This window comes from Rhizobium albus, from assembly GCA_030160035.1.
Taxonomy (GTDB): Bacteria; Pseudomonadota; Alphaproteobacteria; order Rhizobiales; family Rhizobiaceae; genus Georhizobium; species Georhizobium albus.
In genome coordinates this window covers 968300-982916 of sequence record BSNO01000003.1, presented here as the reverse complement: position 1 = coordinate 982916, position 14617 = coordinate 968300, and the positions used below count along the sequence as shown (strand labels likewise).

Genomic DNA, 14617 nt, shown 5'->3' with positions numbered 1-14617 from the left:
CTAGGGCGTCCCTGCCTGACGATTCTCGATGTGCTTCTGGGCCAGCGAACCGACGAGGCCCGCAGCTTCCGGTGCCGGTTGCTCCTCGGCATCATCCGCGCCGGCGGCCTTTTGCACCCGATCATAGAGTTTGACCGCGATATCGCCGACCGTCGTCGTGTCCGACACGCCGCTCAGCGGCATCTCGAAACCCGTGCGCTTCTGGAAGCCCAATCCCACCTCGATCGCCATCAGACTATCGAGACCGATTTCCTTCAAGACACGGTTGCGTGAGATGCTGTCGATCGGAATGCGCAGGATGGCCGCGATCTCGCCCGCGATCAGATCGTAAAGGATCTGCTGGGCGTGATCGGAGGACTTGCCGGCGATCATCGCCACGAGATCGATCTCGCCACCATCGGCCGCCAGCGCCGACTGATCGACCGAACGCAGCACCGTTTCGAAGAGCGGCGTCTTCGACAGGGCAAGGTTGTGCGCGGTTGCCCAGTCGATCTGCGAGATCATCACGGCGGCAGCATCGACCGTGCCCGGGTCCTGCGCGACGTAGTTGGCAACGAGTTCCAGGGCTTCGTGCGAAGCAAGCGCGCTGTCGCCGATGCGCTTGGCGAGCAGCTCGCCGACCGCCTCGTTCTTCGACAGGAAGCCCACATCGCCGATCGCGCCGAAGCCGATCGCCAGCGCCGGCAGATTTTCCGCGCGGCGGGCGCGAGCGAGACCTTCGAGGAAGCCGTTGGCTGCCACATAGTTGGCCTGGCCGGGATTGCCGATCAGCGTCGTTGCCGACGAGAAGAGGATGAAATGATCGAGATCGTCGACCCGTGTCAGCCGGTCGAGATTGGCGGCACCCAATGCCTTCACCTCGATGACCGGACGGTTGCGGATGGGCGTCAGGTTGGAGATCAGGGCGTCGTCGAGAACCATTGCGGCATGGACAACCGTTTTCAAAGGTGCGTCGCGACGCAGCCGCTGCAAGAGCATGTCGACCTGCGCCTCATCGGTGATATCGCATGCATGGACGCTCGCGGTGACGCCCTTTTCGGCCCAGGCGGCGATGGCCGCTTCCGTTTCCTGATCCGCTCGGCCGCCACGCGAACAGAGGGCGATCTTCTTGGCGCCCATGTCGACGAGCCACGAAGCTGCCGCAAGGCCGAAGCCGCCGATGCCACCGACGACCAGATGAATACCGCGCGGATCGACCGACATTTTGGCACCGGATGCCCGGCGCACTTCGTCGACTCCCGATTCTGGCGGGGTGATCACGATCTTGCCGATATGGCCGGAGCCCTGCATGAGCCGGAACGCGCCGCGGATTTCATCGAAGGCGAATTGCCGGTAGGGCAGCGCGGTGAAATCGCCACGTGCGAAGAACACGGAGAGATCCTTGAACAGGCGCCGCGTCAGCTCGGGCTTCGCCACCAGCAGCTGGTCGGCATCGATCCCGAAATAGCTGACATTGCGACGGAAAGGCCGCAGGCCGATCTTGCTGTCTGCATAGTAGTCGCGCTTGCCGAGCTCCAGGAACCGGCCGAACGGCTTCACGAGGCCAATGGAGAGTTCCATTGCGTCGCCGAAGAGCGAGTTCAGGACGACATCCACGCCTTCGCCACCGGTCGCCTCCAGCACGTCGTCGACGAAGTTCAGCGACCGGGAATCAAACACGGCATCGGCGCCGAGCATTTCCAGGTAGCGGCGCTTTTCGACCGTGCCGGCGGTTGCGAACACGCGCGCGCCCTGCTGCTTGGCGACCTGCAGGGCAGCCAAACCGACGCCACCAGCGCCGCCATGGATCAGCACGGTTTCGCCCGGCTGAAGACGGCCAAGTTCGACAAGGCTGTAATAGGCGGTCAGGAACGCCACAGGCAGCGTCGCTCCCGAGACAATGTCGATCTCGGGTGGCAAGGGCGCAACGCCGGCGGCATCGACCACCATCTGCGTCGAGAACGCAGCCGGGCCAATGGCCATCACCGCATCTCCAGGCGCGAAGCCTTCAACTTCAGCCCCCACGGCCGCAATGCGACCCGAGCACTCCATGCCGATCGTGGCGCCGGCAAAGCCGTCTTCGAGCGCCTCTTCCGGCAAGAGACCCATGCCCCACATGACGTCTCGGAAATTGAGGCCGGTTGCGGCGACATCGACCACGACTTCACGCGGTCCGGGTGTCTTTTCGTGCGCGACCTCTTCCCAAACGATGCTGCCGAGCTGCGAAGCAACCAGTTGGCGGATCGTTGCACCAGCGAAAGAGCGGGTGCGGGAGACGTCGGAGGTTACCGGGCCCTGTACGGCGCGCAGGCGGTTGAAGGCCCCCGTGGTCGCGTCCAGAACAAACTCGCGATCCTGGACTTTGCCTTCAAGCTTCGATGTGATCGACGCTGCCAGCGCGTCGTCGATCACGGCATCGCCGGTATCGAAACTGGTTACGTCGATGAAGCTGTATTCGTTTTTCAGAACGCGCAGGAAGGTCCAGATGCCGCTATTGGACGCGGAGAATGGATCCTGGCCAGCCTTGCCACCAGGCGCACCGCCCGGCATGACGACAGCGAGACGCGGCGCGGGCGTGATGCCCTCGCCGCCCAGCCGTGCAAAAGCTTCGGCCACAGCGCTTAGATACGAGGTGTGACGAAGAAGCGTCTCGGATCCCGCCTCGGTCGTTTCTTTCGAGCAGAGATAGAGAAGCGGCCTGCCCTGTTCGACGGCGGCGCCCACGGCTTGATCAACCAGCGCGATGTCATCATCCAGCTCGCCCGTCAGCACATGGAGCGAGCCTGAGCCGAAAGACCGCGCTGCCTCTTTTGCTTCTGCGCCCGCCACGATGATCGGGGCGCCTGCATCAGCAGCCGCTACCGGCGCCACGGCGTCTGCGACATCGGAGATCTGACCCTGCACCGCCAAAACGGGTCCTGAACCAGGCTGCAGCGTTTCGACTTCTGCATTGGGCAGACCAGCAAGCTTGAACAGCCGCTGCCAGTCTTCGCTTCCACCATAGCGGCCGACCGGGAACAGCGGATCCTGGCTGCCGGCGAACCAATCGTCGCTCAGACCGAAGACGAAATCGACCAGCGCGTGCGGCGCATCGCTCATGAACAGCAGACGCGCATCCTGGCGCAGCGCAGTTTTCAGCCGCTGCCGGTATTCGGCGCTGTTTTCCAACAGGCCATACAGCGCGTTCGACGCGCTGACCACGATATCGAAGCCGGCATCGGACGCGAGCGCCTGCGGCTCGATCACGTCGACGCGCGGCTCTTTCTCGAACTCGATTTCCAGGCGGCGACGGGCGCCATCGCGGCCTTCGGCCACCACCAGGCTGCCACCATGGCGACGAACGAGATCGGCCATGCGGCGGCTAAGCGCGGTGGAAACACTTTCCAGCTCCAGCACGCGCAACTGACCGGACGGACGGGTCGTCGCGGCTTCGAGTGATGCCGCCAAGGCGTCGATCAATGCAGCTGAGCGGAACTGGGCGCCAGCACCATGCATGTCGTAATGCGACCGGGTGGCTTCCGCGATGAAGCTGCCGTTGAGTTCGGCGATGTCGGCGCCGGCAGCGAGGCTGTCCAGCCGGTGGATGGTCTCGCGATAGGCGTCGTTGACCAGAACGGCTTCGACCGCGCGGGCCGGATCGCCTCTGACGACGTCAGCCAGGATCTGGTCGAGCGGCGGCAATTCGCAATCCGGCTCGATCACCCAGCCGCGCTCGGAATTGCGCGCGAGATCGGCCTGCTCGAGAATGAACAGGCAATAGGCCAGATGGCTGCGCAGCCCGGCGTTTTCCGGCAGGCTATGCGGCATGACCAGATGGCGCGGATCGGCAAGCCGAACGGCGATATCATGACACGCGCGATAGATCGCAGCCTTCAGCATGATGGTCGTGTCGTTCTCGCCGATCGTGACGGCTGCCGGTGCGAGCTTGCCGACACGATCGTTGGCGAGTCTACCCGCAGCGACAGCGGGCAGCGCCTGGTAGTGGAACGAGGTGTCGTAAAGCGTGCGGTGCTGGCGCAGATAGGTACGGCGGAACCGGCAGTCGGATGCATCCGCGATGGCGTTGCCGGCTTTGTCGAAGAATGTGAAGGAAGCGCGGATCGAGTGTTCCGATACGCGGTCGATGTCGATGCGCGCACCAGCCAGCTCGGCATCGGGCTTCAGCAGACGGATTCGTCCGAAGCGGACCGGGATGTAAGGTGCACCGCCGAGAGCGCCGGTATATTCGCCGAAGAGCGCCACGAGACCGTGGAATGCCGCATCGACAGAAACCGGGTTGAGCCCGTAGCTGACATAGCGATGTGCAGGCTTCGCCGCAGTCACCAGGGTCGCAACGATGACGTTGCCCTCGAACAGCTCGGCCCGCTTCATGAGCTGGAAGCTCGGACCGTAATCGAGGCCAAAGCGTTTGGCCGTCTTGTAGGCGTCAGCCGCGGTAAAGGTCCGCAGCGGACTGCCTTTCGGCCTTTGCGGCGCCGTCTTGATCGCGCCGTCGCGCAGCGCCCGGCCGCGGGCAACCGCATGCAGCGTCCAGTCGTCATCGCTCAAACGTTCACGCGAGCGTATTTCGATGTCACCGGTTTCCGGCGAGATCACGGTGGAAAGCTCGGTCAGCGTGGTCGCCTGCAGTTCCAGGGGGCGCATGATTTCGAGATTGGTGACCTCGACCGTATCGATCGCATGGTACTGGCGCAGTGCGCTGAGCGCGATCTCGATGAAGCCGCTACCCGGCAGGATCGGCTTGCCGTCGACCACGTGCTCGGCGAGGTCGGGGAAGAGATGCCGGTCGACATGGTTCTTCCAATGCCCGCTCAGCGGATCGACGCGCCAGCCGGCAAGCGTATAGGGCTCATCGACATCTCGGCCGTACAGCGCAACCGCATCGCTTGTCCGGGCAGGTTTGACAATCGCCTTCTCGAACGGCAAGGACGGCAGCCGCACGAATGCGTTGCGCTCGCCAAGACATGCTTTCGCGTCGAACGCGGCACCATGCGCGATGGCGCGCGACAGCGAGCGTCCGACCGGATCTCCATTCTGGCCGATCGGCTCCTTGGCGAGCGTCGCAATGGCAACACCGGGGATACCTCGCGCCTTGACGGCATCGCGCAGATAGGCCGCAAGAACCGGGCGCGGGCCGATCTCGATAAAAACCGTGCAACCCTGCTCGATGGCGGCTTCCACGCCCGACTGGAACAGCACCGGCTCGCGCACATTGCGCCACCAATAGGAGCTGTCGAGCGCCTTGCCACCGAGCTTGGCGCCGGTAACGGTCGAGATGAAATCCACCTCCGTCGGACGAAGCGAAATCTGCGTCAGGTCGGCGAGGAACGCTTCCTGCGCCATGTCGATCATCGGGTGGTGGAAGGGATAGTTGATATCGAGGACGGACGCCGGGATCTTGCGCGCACGCGCAGCATCGCGGAACGCCTCGATCTCGTCCGCCGGCCCGGTCATGGTGACCGAGTTCTGGGCATTGAAAGCACCGACGCACAGGGAATTCAGGCCTTCGGCCTTGGCAAGATCCATCGCGTCATTTGCCGACAGCATGACGGCCGCCATCTTGCCGAAACCTGCGAGGCGGTCCTGATGGAACGAGCGCTTGGCAACGATCGAGACGGCATCGACGAGCTGGATGGCGCCCGAAGCGTAGGCCGCGGCCACCTCGCCCACAGAATGGCCGAGGACGGCGGAGGGCTTGATGCCGAGCTTGACCAGCGTGTCGGCAAGCGCCGCCTGAACTGCAAACAGCAGAGGCTGTGCAATCTTGGTGTCAGCAAGCCTTGCACCGAGATCCTCGGCGAAGAGCAGGTCTGAAAGGACGACATCGGCATGCAGCTGGAAAAGCGCGCTGATGGCCGTGAAGCGCTGCCGGAAATGGATGTTCTGCTTGAAGGCGTCGATCCCCATGCCGGCCCATTGCGAGCCGTTGCCGGAGAACACGAACGCGACCTTGCCCTCGGCGAGCGGCGCGTCCGCCACTTCGGCGGCGCCAGGCCGATCGTTCAGATATTCATCGATGGCATGGACGATGGCGTCGGGCTCGCTCGTGTTCACGACGAAACGGCTCTTCAGCATTGTGCGGTTTGCGCCGGCGGCAGCGGCCACGTTCTGCCGCTGCGTCTTGCTGCCCTTTGACAGCATATCCCGATAGGAGCTCAGGAGGTTGTCGAGGCTTGACGTCGTCTGTGCAGACGCCACGAAGACGCCCCTGCCCGGTACAGCGTCCGGCCGCGGCTGATCGTTCGCCGGATCGGCGATGACGATGTGCGCATTTGCGCCACCGAAGCCGAAGGAATTGACCCCGGCGTAACGCCGGCGTGTGCTTTTCAGCAGTTCGATCGGTTCGGACGCGACGCGGACATTCAACGCATCGAAATCGATGTTCTCGTTCGGCACTTCGAAATGCAGCGATGCCGGCACGTAGTTGTGCTCGAGCGCGAGCACCGCCTTCATGAGGCCGAGCACGCCCGATGCCGGCTCCGTATGGCCGATATTCGACTTGATCGAACCGACGGGAAGCGGCGCACTGCGCTTCTGGCCGATTTCCGTGCCGATGGACCACAGCTCGGCCGGATCGCCGACCTTGGTGCCGGTTCCGTGCCCTTCGACGAAGGCCAGCTGGCCGACATCGACGCCGTTCTCACCGTAAATCGAGCGCAGCAGCGCCGCCTGCGAGTTGCGCGACGGCAGCGAGATGCCGTTGGTGCGACCGGCGGAATTCGTGGCGGACGCAACGATCGTCGCGTAGCTGCGGTCACGCTCCTTGAGCGCCCGATCGGTGCGACGGAGCACGAAGACCGCTCCACCCTCAGCGCGGACATAACCGATGCCGCGGTCGTCATAGGCGCGGCAAAGCCCATCCGGTGAGAGCATGCGCGCCTGGGCAAAGCCGACGAAGGGTAGCGGGTGCGCAAGAATGCTGACGCCGCCGACAATGGCCGTGTCGATCACGCCGGCTTCCAGCGACTTCATCGCCTGATCGAGCGCAATGAGCGAGGACGAGCAGGCGGTATCAACGGTAAGGCTTGGCCCACGCAGGCCAAAGATATGAGAAACGCGGTTGGAGACGACCGACAGTGTGTTGCCGCTCATGAAATACGGACCGCCGGCTGCCGGATCTTCGGACAGAAGATTGGCGTGGTCGAGGCTGGATGCCCCGACGTAGACGCCGATGTTCTCTCCGCGGATCGATGCGTGGTCGATGCTCGCATCTTCCAGAGCGCGCCATGCCAGTTCGAGAACAAGCCGCTGCTGCGGGTCGAGATGCATTGCCTCGCGCTGCGACATGCCGAAGACGTTGGCGTCGAACGCATAAAGGTCGCCGATCACGCCGGCCGCAAAAGTATAGGTCTTGCCAGCCGTTCCGATCTGCGGATGCCAGTAGCGCGCATGATCCCAACGGTCGTGCGGAATTTCCGTCACCGTGCAGCGCCGGTTCTTCAGAAGATCGAACAGCTCTTCCGGGTTGCCCGCTCCAGGAACGACACAAGCGCGGCCAATTATTTCTACTGTCATGTACCCGCACGCAGCATTGTGGAAGATAAGACTCCGTCAATGCCGTGAAGTCCCGGCCAATGCAACCCTTGAAGCCGGCTCCGTCCACCACTGTGGCTGCTTGGCACAGGGAGGCGCCTGGAACAATTGAGACTATGAACACAGATCGAAAATGGCGCGATTGCGGCGAAAGGATGCGACGAAATCGAGCTTTTCGGTGATCCGAGGCATTTCACCCGTTAGGTTGCAACTATTTTGCGCTGCGGAGGCACGCACATGCCTGCTAAACGCTCGATGACACACCACAGCCGAAGCAGGCACGCCTGATACACGTCATACGTGTGCTTGTCTTAATTCTTAATTTCTGCGGCGCGCTCCATGGGGCTGCGACATCACGCAACATGTGACGCATTCTCATGTATTGATCGGGCGCCCTACGGGTTAGCAAAGGCTTTTACAGTCAGCATTGGCTAACGATTCCGATTGACTTTGCCGTGCAAGGCCTTTTCTTCGCGACATTCGATATTGCATCTGCGTTCTGAAGAGCGAAGGCGCTTCGGATGACTTGGAACCAAACTTTGAGGTATCGGACTCAGCATGAAAGGCATCATTCTCGCAGGCGGGAGCGGAACACGGCTTTATCCGGTGACCAGTGCGGTTTCGAAGCAGCTGCTGCCGGTCTATGACAAGCCGATGATCTATTATCCGATCTCGACGCTGATGCATGCAGGCATCCGGGACATCCTGATCATCTCGACGCCGGAGGACACACCGCGCTTCGAGCAGATGCTGGGCGATGGCTCGCGCTGGGGCATCAGCTTCTCTTATGCCGTGCAGCCGTCGCCCGACGGCCTGGCGCAGGCGTTCCTGATCGGAGCTGAGTTCCTCGATGGCTCGCCGTGCGCGCTGGTGCTCGGCGACAACATCTTCCATGGCGAGGATCTGCGCCGGCTGCTCGACAATGCGGCGTCGCGTGAGAAGGGCGCCAGCGTCTTCGCCTATCACGTCCAGGATCCGGACCGGTACGGCGTCGTCGAGTTCGATCAGGACGGCAAGGTGCTGAGCCTGGAAGAGAAGCCCAAGCAGCCGAAGTCCAATTACGCGGTCACCGGGCTCTATTTCTATGACGGGTCCGTTGTCGAAAGGGCCCGTCAAGTGAAGCCGTCGCATCGCGGCGAGCTGGAGATCACCGATCTCAACCAGCAATATCTCGATGAGGGCCTTTTGAACGTCGAGATCATGGGCCGAGGCTATGCCTGGCTCGACACCGGCACCCATGACAGCCTGCTCGATGCCGGCAACTTCATTGCCACGCTGGAGCATCGCCAGGGCCTGAAGATCGCCTGCCCCGAAGAGATCGCCTATCGCTCCGGCTGGATCGATGCGGATGCGCTGAAGGCGCTTGCCGCTCCCTTGGCGAAGAATAATTACGGCCGCTACCTGATCCAGCTCTTGAGCGATCGGGTGCTGGCATAAGTTTTGCGTCAAAAACTCTGTGAAACTGCAAGGTGTTGGAATGCAATTTGAGGCATTAGCGCTTTCCGGCGTATTCCTAATCGAGCCGAAGGTGTTCGGTGACGCGCGCAGCTTCTTCATGGAGAGCTTCAACGCGGCACGGTTCCGTGAGGGCACCGGAGCGGACGTCGCTTTCGTCCAGGACAACCATTCCCGCTCATCGCGCGGTGTGTTGCGCGGCCTGCACTACCAGCTGCCGCCGCATGCGCAGGGCAAGCTCGTGCGCGTCGTATCCGGTGAAGTCTATGACGTCGCCGTCGATATCCGCCGCTCCTCCCCGACCTTCGGCCAGCATGTTGGTGCGGTGCTTTCGGCCGAGAACAAGCGGCAGCTGTGGATCCCGGCGGGCTTTGCCCATGGTTTCGTCACACTTTCCGACCATGCCGAGTTTCTCTACAAGACGACCGACACCTATGCGCCGGAGTGCGAAGGTGCGATCGCTTGGAATGATCCGGAGCTCGGCATCGACTGGCATATCGATCCGGGCGTCATCCAGGTGTCGGAGAAGGATGGCAAAGCTCCGCCTCTGAAGGATGCGAAGCATTTTGACTGATTGACGGCAGGCGGCCCTTCTCCATCGGTTGGGTTCGAGAGACGACAGGACAGCTTTTTAAATGACCATTCTCGTCACCGGCGGCGCCGGTTTCATCGGCAGCAATTTCGTCCTCGACTGGCTGAAGACCAGCGACGAGCCCGTCATCAATCTCGACAAGCTCACCTATGCCGGCAACATGGACAATCTGGCATCGCTTGAAGGTAATCCCGCCCACCGCTTCGTCCAGGCCGATATCTGCGACGCCGATGCGCTGAAGAGTATCTTCGCCTCCGACGATATCCGCGCCGTCGTCCATTTTGCCGCCGAGAGCCATGTGGATCGCTCGATCCATGGCCCGGAAGCCTTTCTCGACACCAATGTCACCGGCACCTTCCGCCTGCTCGAAGCCGCCCGTCATGCCTGGGGACCGAACGCTGCAGCCGAAGGCCGCCGCTTCATCCATGTCTCGACCGACGAGGTCTACGGCTCGCTCGACCCCGATGCGCCGGCGTTTTCGGAGACCAACACCTACGAGCCGAACAGCCCCTATTCGGCCTCCAAGGCGGCGGCGGATCATTTTGCCCGTGCCTATCACCACACCTACGGGCTGCCGGTGATCATCACCAACTGCTCCAACAATTACGGACCCTATCACTTCCCCGAGAAACTGATCCCGCTCGTCATCCACCGGGCGCTTAAAGGTGAGCCCCTGCCCGTTTATGGCGACGGCACGCAGATCCGCGACTGGCTCTATGTCGGCGACCACTGTTCGGCAATCCGCCGCGTGCTCGAAGCCGGACGGCTCGGCGAAAAATATAATATCGGCGGCTTCAACGAGAAGACCAACATCGAGGTGGTGCGCACCATCTGCGCGCTTCTCGACGAGCGCCACCCGCGCGCCGACGGCCAAAGCTACGCCAGCCAGATCACCCATGTCCGCGACCGGCCAGGCCACGACAAGCGCTACGCCATCGACGCCACCAAGATCGCGACCGAACTCAGCTGGCAGCCCGCCGAGACCTTCGACACCGGCATTGCCCGCACCGTCGACTGGTACCTCGGAAACCACGGCTGGGTCGACCGCGTCACATCCGGCGCCTACAAAAACTGGCTGGAGAAGCAATACGCATGAGTGTCGTGTTGATTGGGGGAAATGGGCAGGTCGGCTACGAGTTGAAGCGGGCGCTCGCCCCTCTTGGGCTCTCTGCCGTGCTCGATCGTAGCCGGCTCGATCTCAACGATCCCGATGCGGTTCGACCTGCCATCGAGGCGCTGAGCGAACGGCCGAAGGTCATCGTCAACGCCACCGCCTATACCGCAGTCGATAAGGCTGAGGACGATCAGGCTTCGGCAGATCGGGTCAATCATCTCAGCGTCGCGGCGCTTGCGGAGACAGCCCGAGATTTGGGCGCCTGTCTTGTCCATTATTCGACCGACTACGTTTTCGATGGATCGAAGGACGGGCTTTATGGCGAGGATGATCTGACCGGGCCACTCGGTGTCTATGGCCAAACGAAGCTTGCCGGTGAGCAAGCCATTGTCCGATCGGGTGCTGCTCACCTGGTCTTCCGCACGTCCTGGGTCTATGCCCGACGGGGCAAGAATTTTGCCGCAACGATGCTGAGGCTGGCCGCCGATCGCGAGGAACTCTCCGTCGTCGCCGATCAGGTTGGTGCCCCCACTTCGGCCGAACTGATTGCCGACGTGACGGCGATCGCACTCGGTTCGACAAGCCTCGATCCGGATCGGCTACGCTCAATCTCGGGCATCTACCATCTGGTGGCCGCTGGAGAGACGAGCTGGCATGGGTTTGCGCGCCACGTCATCGAACGAGCCAGCGCCAATGGCCGCTCTCTCAAGGCAAGCCCCGACCGGATCAAGCCGATCGCCACGGTAGACTACCCGACGCCGGCCAAGCGTCCTGCCAATTCGCGACTGAACATCGACAAGATCGAGCGCACTTTCGCCCTGCAGATGCCGCACTGGACCACCCATGTGGATCGGACGGTGGATCAATGGTGCGAGGCTTGAGGCGTCGCGCCTTTGTCGTTCTCGGCATGCACCGTTCCGGCACGAGCGCGCTCACGCGCGTGCTCGCCCTGGTTGGCGCAGAACTTCCCCGCACGCTGATTGGTGCGGGTGCGGGAAATCCGCTCGGCCATTGGGAGTCGCAGCCGATCTGCGATCTCAACGATCGCATTCTGAAGGCCACCGGCAGCACGTGGTATGACTGGCGCGCCATCGACGCGAGCTTCTTGTCCTCTTCCGAGCTGACCGCTTTTGAGCCCGCGGCCCGCGCGATCCTTGCCGAGGAATTCGGCGATGCCGGGACTATAGTCCTCAAGGATCCGCGTATCTGCCGCCTCTATCCGTTCTGGCGACAAGTGCTCGATTCGCTTGATATTCAGCCGATGCCGATCCTGCCGCTGCGGCATCCAGCCGAAGTCGCGGCTTCCCTCGAAGCGCGCGACGGGATGCATCCGGCGCTTGGGCAGATCATCTGGCTTCGCCATGTATTAGATGCCGAGCGATTCACGCGGCATTCCCCTCGGGTCGTGACAACCTTCGACAGTCTGCTGGGTGCTTGGGAAGGCGTCGCGCAGCGGATTGCCGAGCGTTTCGATGTCAGCATGGATGGGTCTGCTACGGACGACAGCATTGGCTCATTCCTATCCGCTGATCAGCGCCATCACGCTGAGAGCGCGGCGACATCGGTGCTGCCCGAATGGGTCAACGTGAGCTATCAACGACTTCTGGCATTGGAGAAAGGCGTCGAGGAAGCAGACATCCTCGGGACGCTCACCGATATCGAAGACAAGCTCCGCGCTTCAGAAGGTTGCTTCGCGCCGGTCACCACCGCTGCCATCGCCGTTGGGCTGCAAGCCAGAGGCATCGCTGCAAGGTTGCAGGAGGCGGAAGCACAACTCGCGCGGCTTCGCACCGAATCAGGCGGCTCATCCACGAGCCGTTCGACCAGCGGTTCACCCTGAAGCAGTCTCGATGTCTCTGCCGAGCGAGCCGCCATACGACGCATCGATCCCGCAGTGCCGGCTTTTCAGCGTGACATCTTGTGGGACCCAGGTATGCGGTCCAACATCTTCTGGAGCGCGCAGGTCTTTGTGATAAGAGAAGTCACCCAGCGCCAAAGCCCAACGGTGCCGGTATAAAATTCGGAGTTGCTGTGGTTCACCTGACCAAATCCGGCCTGAAGTTCTCACGCCGTGTTCGTGGCGATGTTGTCTTTGATCAGTATGAGCCCGGCCTTCCTTCCCATCAGAATGCCATTGATCTTCTACCTGGCTGGACAGGCAGCTTTCCAGAAGAGCTTCAGCTGACCGCAGGATCAATGGCACTTTTTGCCGATCCAAGGATCGCATGGATGTTGGAGCGGATGGGCTCCCTCTCGGGCCAGCGGATACTGGAAATCGGGCCGTTGGAAGGAATGCACACATATATGCTGGACCAGCAACGCCCGGAGCGGATCGATGCGGTAGAAGCCAATCGGCTGTGCTACTTACGCTGTCTCGTCACCCGGGAGATTTTGAGAATTAGTTCTGCGCACTTCCACCTTGGGGACGCTCTGCACTGGCTGAAAAAGAGCCCGGAGAGATATGATCTCATCGTGGCTTCGGGCGTACTCTATCACATGTCCGATCCCATCGATTTGCTTGAGCTCCTGGCCGCCCGCTCAGATGCCGTTTTTCTTTGGACCCATTACTTTCCAGATGATCCCCAAGAGGGGGAGCGTTGGCGAAAACCATTCTCTGGCAAGGTTGTGGCGCGCGACTACAACAATATGCGCGTCAGGCTTCATGAACGAAGCTACAAGAGAACATCAGCTACGGCATCGTTTTGCGGTGGGCCGCGCGACCGGCATTACTGGATGAATCGGACCGATCTCCTGATGCTTCTGACCTCATTTGGCTTTAAGAGCATCGAAGTCATGGGCGAAGAGCGGGACCACCGTTACGGCCCCTGTTTTTCGCTCCTCGCCCGCAGGACATCATGATGTCTCCTAGTCTCGAGTAGTTACACATTGCTTTTCAATCTCGAACAAGACACGGGCTCCTCGATCAGCGGATATCTCGTTCCGGACGGCTTCGCAGATCGGCCGCGGATCATTGTGCGCGACGGCCCCGACACCTTGATTGAGATGGAATGCAACGAAATGCGCGAAGCTGTCGTTCGCGCAGGTCGGCATGAAACCGGAATGATCGGGTTCCGCGTGGATGAGGCGCTCTTGCCGGACATCCAGCAAAGATCAGAGCTTTCCGTATGGGACCACAAATCCGGCCTTCTTATCTATCGTCGCGCTCCCAGGAGCGATCTCGTCCAAAAGAAGCTGGTCCGCGTCGAAACGCAGATGATTCCCTTTCTGGCGATGGACAAGGCGATCAGGCCGCACTTCCAGTATGGCGCTGATGGGGTCGACCGGTTTGGTCTCGAAACGGTGCAACAGATGTTTCACCTGAACGCCGTTCCGTCGATCTATCTTGCCGGACGCTTGCAGATCAAAACATTCACTGAATTTCTCGACCGCGACTTTCAAGCGATTGCCGTCATCAACGACCCCTATATGGAACTGGCTGAGCGCCTGTTCCTGCTGCAACGGTTCAAGTCGGTGCCGCAAGGTATCTTCGGAGATCGTGACCGGATGACGTTCGGCCCCGCGGTTGAACATTTTGCTGATGTGGATCTCGGCTCGTCGTCTTTGCTTAAAGAAGCTTTGAAATTCATGCCGGATCCTGTCTCTCGCATCCTGAACGCTCCTCTGACCCGACAAATCTCATTGTCATCCGGTGAAGAAACCCTTGGTCCTAATGCTGTACCGGCGGCGGTCGACATGTTGTCACGTTTCGCGGTGGTCGGATTGCGCGAGGCGCCTGAGACCTATATCGAACCGATTGCCGAATTGATCGGCGTCGAGCCCTCGACCTTGCCGGAGGCGAGCAATTTTTCGCAGATCGCATCCATTGCCGATCGGCTTCGCGACCTGCCGATTGCCGAGAAATTGCTCGAAAAGGACATAATCGTCTACCATTTCGCACGCCAGGCGATCCTTGATAGCTACAAGCGAACCGCGGACTTTTGATC

At 61.4% G+C, this 14617-nt stretch carries 8 protein-coding genes; 7 read left to right on the top strand and 1 reads right to left on the bottom strand.

Annotated features, from left to right (window positions below):
• Complete coding sequence (locus QQL76_RS12345) at nt 1-7494, bottom strand: type I polyketide synthase (RefSeq protein ID WP_499207898.1); 7494 nt, start codon at nt 7492-7494, stop codon at nt 1-3.
• A 576-nt stretch (nt 7495-8070) separates the two neighbouring features.
• On the opposite strand from QQL76_RS12345, the gene rfbA reads away from it, so the two are divergent.
• The 7 genes from rfbA (at nt 8071) to QQL76_RS12310 (ending at nt 14615) form a co-directional block, all read left to right on the top strand.
• A complete protein-coding gene (rfbA, locus tag QQL76_RS12340; RefSeq protein WP_499207897.1) occupies nt 8071-8949 on the top strand; it encodes a sugar nucleotidyltransferase in 879 nt (292 codons plus the stop codon).
• 40 nt (nt 8950-8989) lie between these two features.
• Nucleotides 8990-9541 carry a dTDP-4-dehydrorhamnose 3,5-epimerase family protein gene (gene rfbC, locus QQL76_RS12335; RefSeq protein ID WP_499207896.1) on the top strand — a complete coding sequence of 184 codons (552 nt, stop codon included), beginning with the start codon at nt 8990-8992 and terminating at the stop codon, nt 9539-9541.
• Between the two features lie 61 nt (nt 9542-9602).
• The gene (gene rfbB / locus QQL76_RS12330) at nt 9603-10655 is read left to right on the top strand and encodes a dTDP-glucose 4,6-dehydratase (protein WP_499207895.1); all 1053 of its coding nucleotides are present in this window, start codon (nt 9603-9605) and stop codon (nt 10653-10655) included.
• Nucleotides 10652-11554, top strand: a complete 903-nt coding sequence (gene rfbD / locus QQL76_RS12325) for an SDR family oxidoreductase (protein WP_499207894.1) — start codon at nt 10652-10654, stop codon at nt 11552-11554. The genes rfbB and rfbD overlap by 4 nt, the downstream gene beginning before the upstream one ends.
• Nucleotides 11539-12513: a sulfotransferase family protein gene (locus QQL76_RS12320; protein ID WP_499207893.1), complete on the top strand. Its 975-nt coding sequence runs from the start codon at nt 11539-11541 to the stop codon at nt 12511-12513. The genes rfbD and QQL76_RS12320 overlap by 16 nt, the downstream gene beginning before the upstream one ends.
• Before the next feature lie 191 nt (nt 12514-12704).
• Complete coding sequence (locus QQL76_RS12315; RefSeq protein WP_499207892.1) at nt 12705-13532, top strand: class I SAM-dependent methyltransferase; 828 nt, start codon at nt 12705-12707, stop codon at nt 13530-13532.
• 27 nt (nt 13533-13559) lie between these two features.
• On the top strand, nt 13560-14615 hold the full coding sequence (locus QQL76_RS12310; RefSeq protein ID WP_499207891.1) for a hypothetical protein: 1056 nt from the start codon (nt 13560-13562) through the stop codon (nt 14613-14615).
• Nucleotides 14616-14617 lie beyond the last annotated feature (2 nt).

Bases quoted from the DNA above. Each gene is read 5' to 3' on its own strand.
- QQL76_RS12345 (WP_499207898.1), bottom strand. From the start codon at position 7,494: ATGACAGTAGAAATAATTGGCCGCGCTTGTGTCGTTCCTGGAGCGGGC.
- rfbA (WP_499207897.1), top strand. From the start codon at position 8,071: ATGAAAGGCATCATTCTCGCAGGCGGGAGCGGAACACGGCTTTATCCG.
- rfbC (WP_499207896.1), top strand. From the start codon at position 8,990: ATGCAATTTGAGGCATTAGCGCTTTCCGGCGTATTCCTAATCGAGCCG.
- rfbB (WP_499207895.1), top strand. From the start codon at position 9,603: ATGACCATTCTCGTCACCGGCGGCGCCGGTTTCATCGGCAGCAATTTC.
- rfbD (WP_499207894.1), top strand. From the start codon at position 10,652: ATGAGTGTCGTGTTGATTGGGGGAAATGGGCAGGTCGGCTACGAGTTG.
- QQL76_RS12320 (WP_499207893.1), top strand. From the start codon at position 11,539: ATGGTGCGAGGCTTGAGGCGTCGCGCCTTTGTCGTTCTCGGCATGCAC.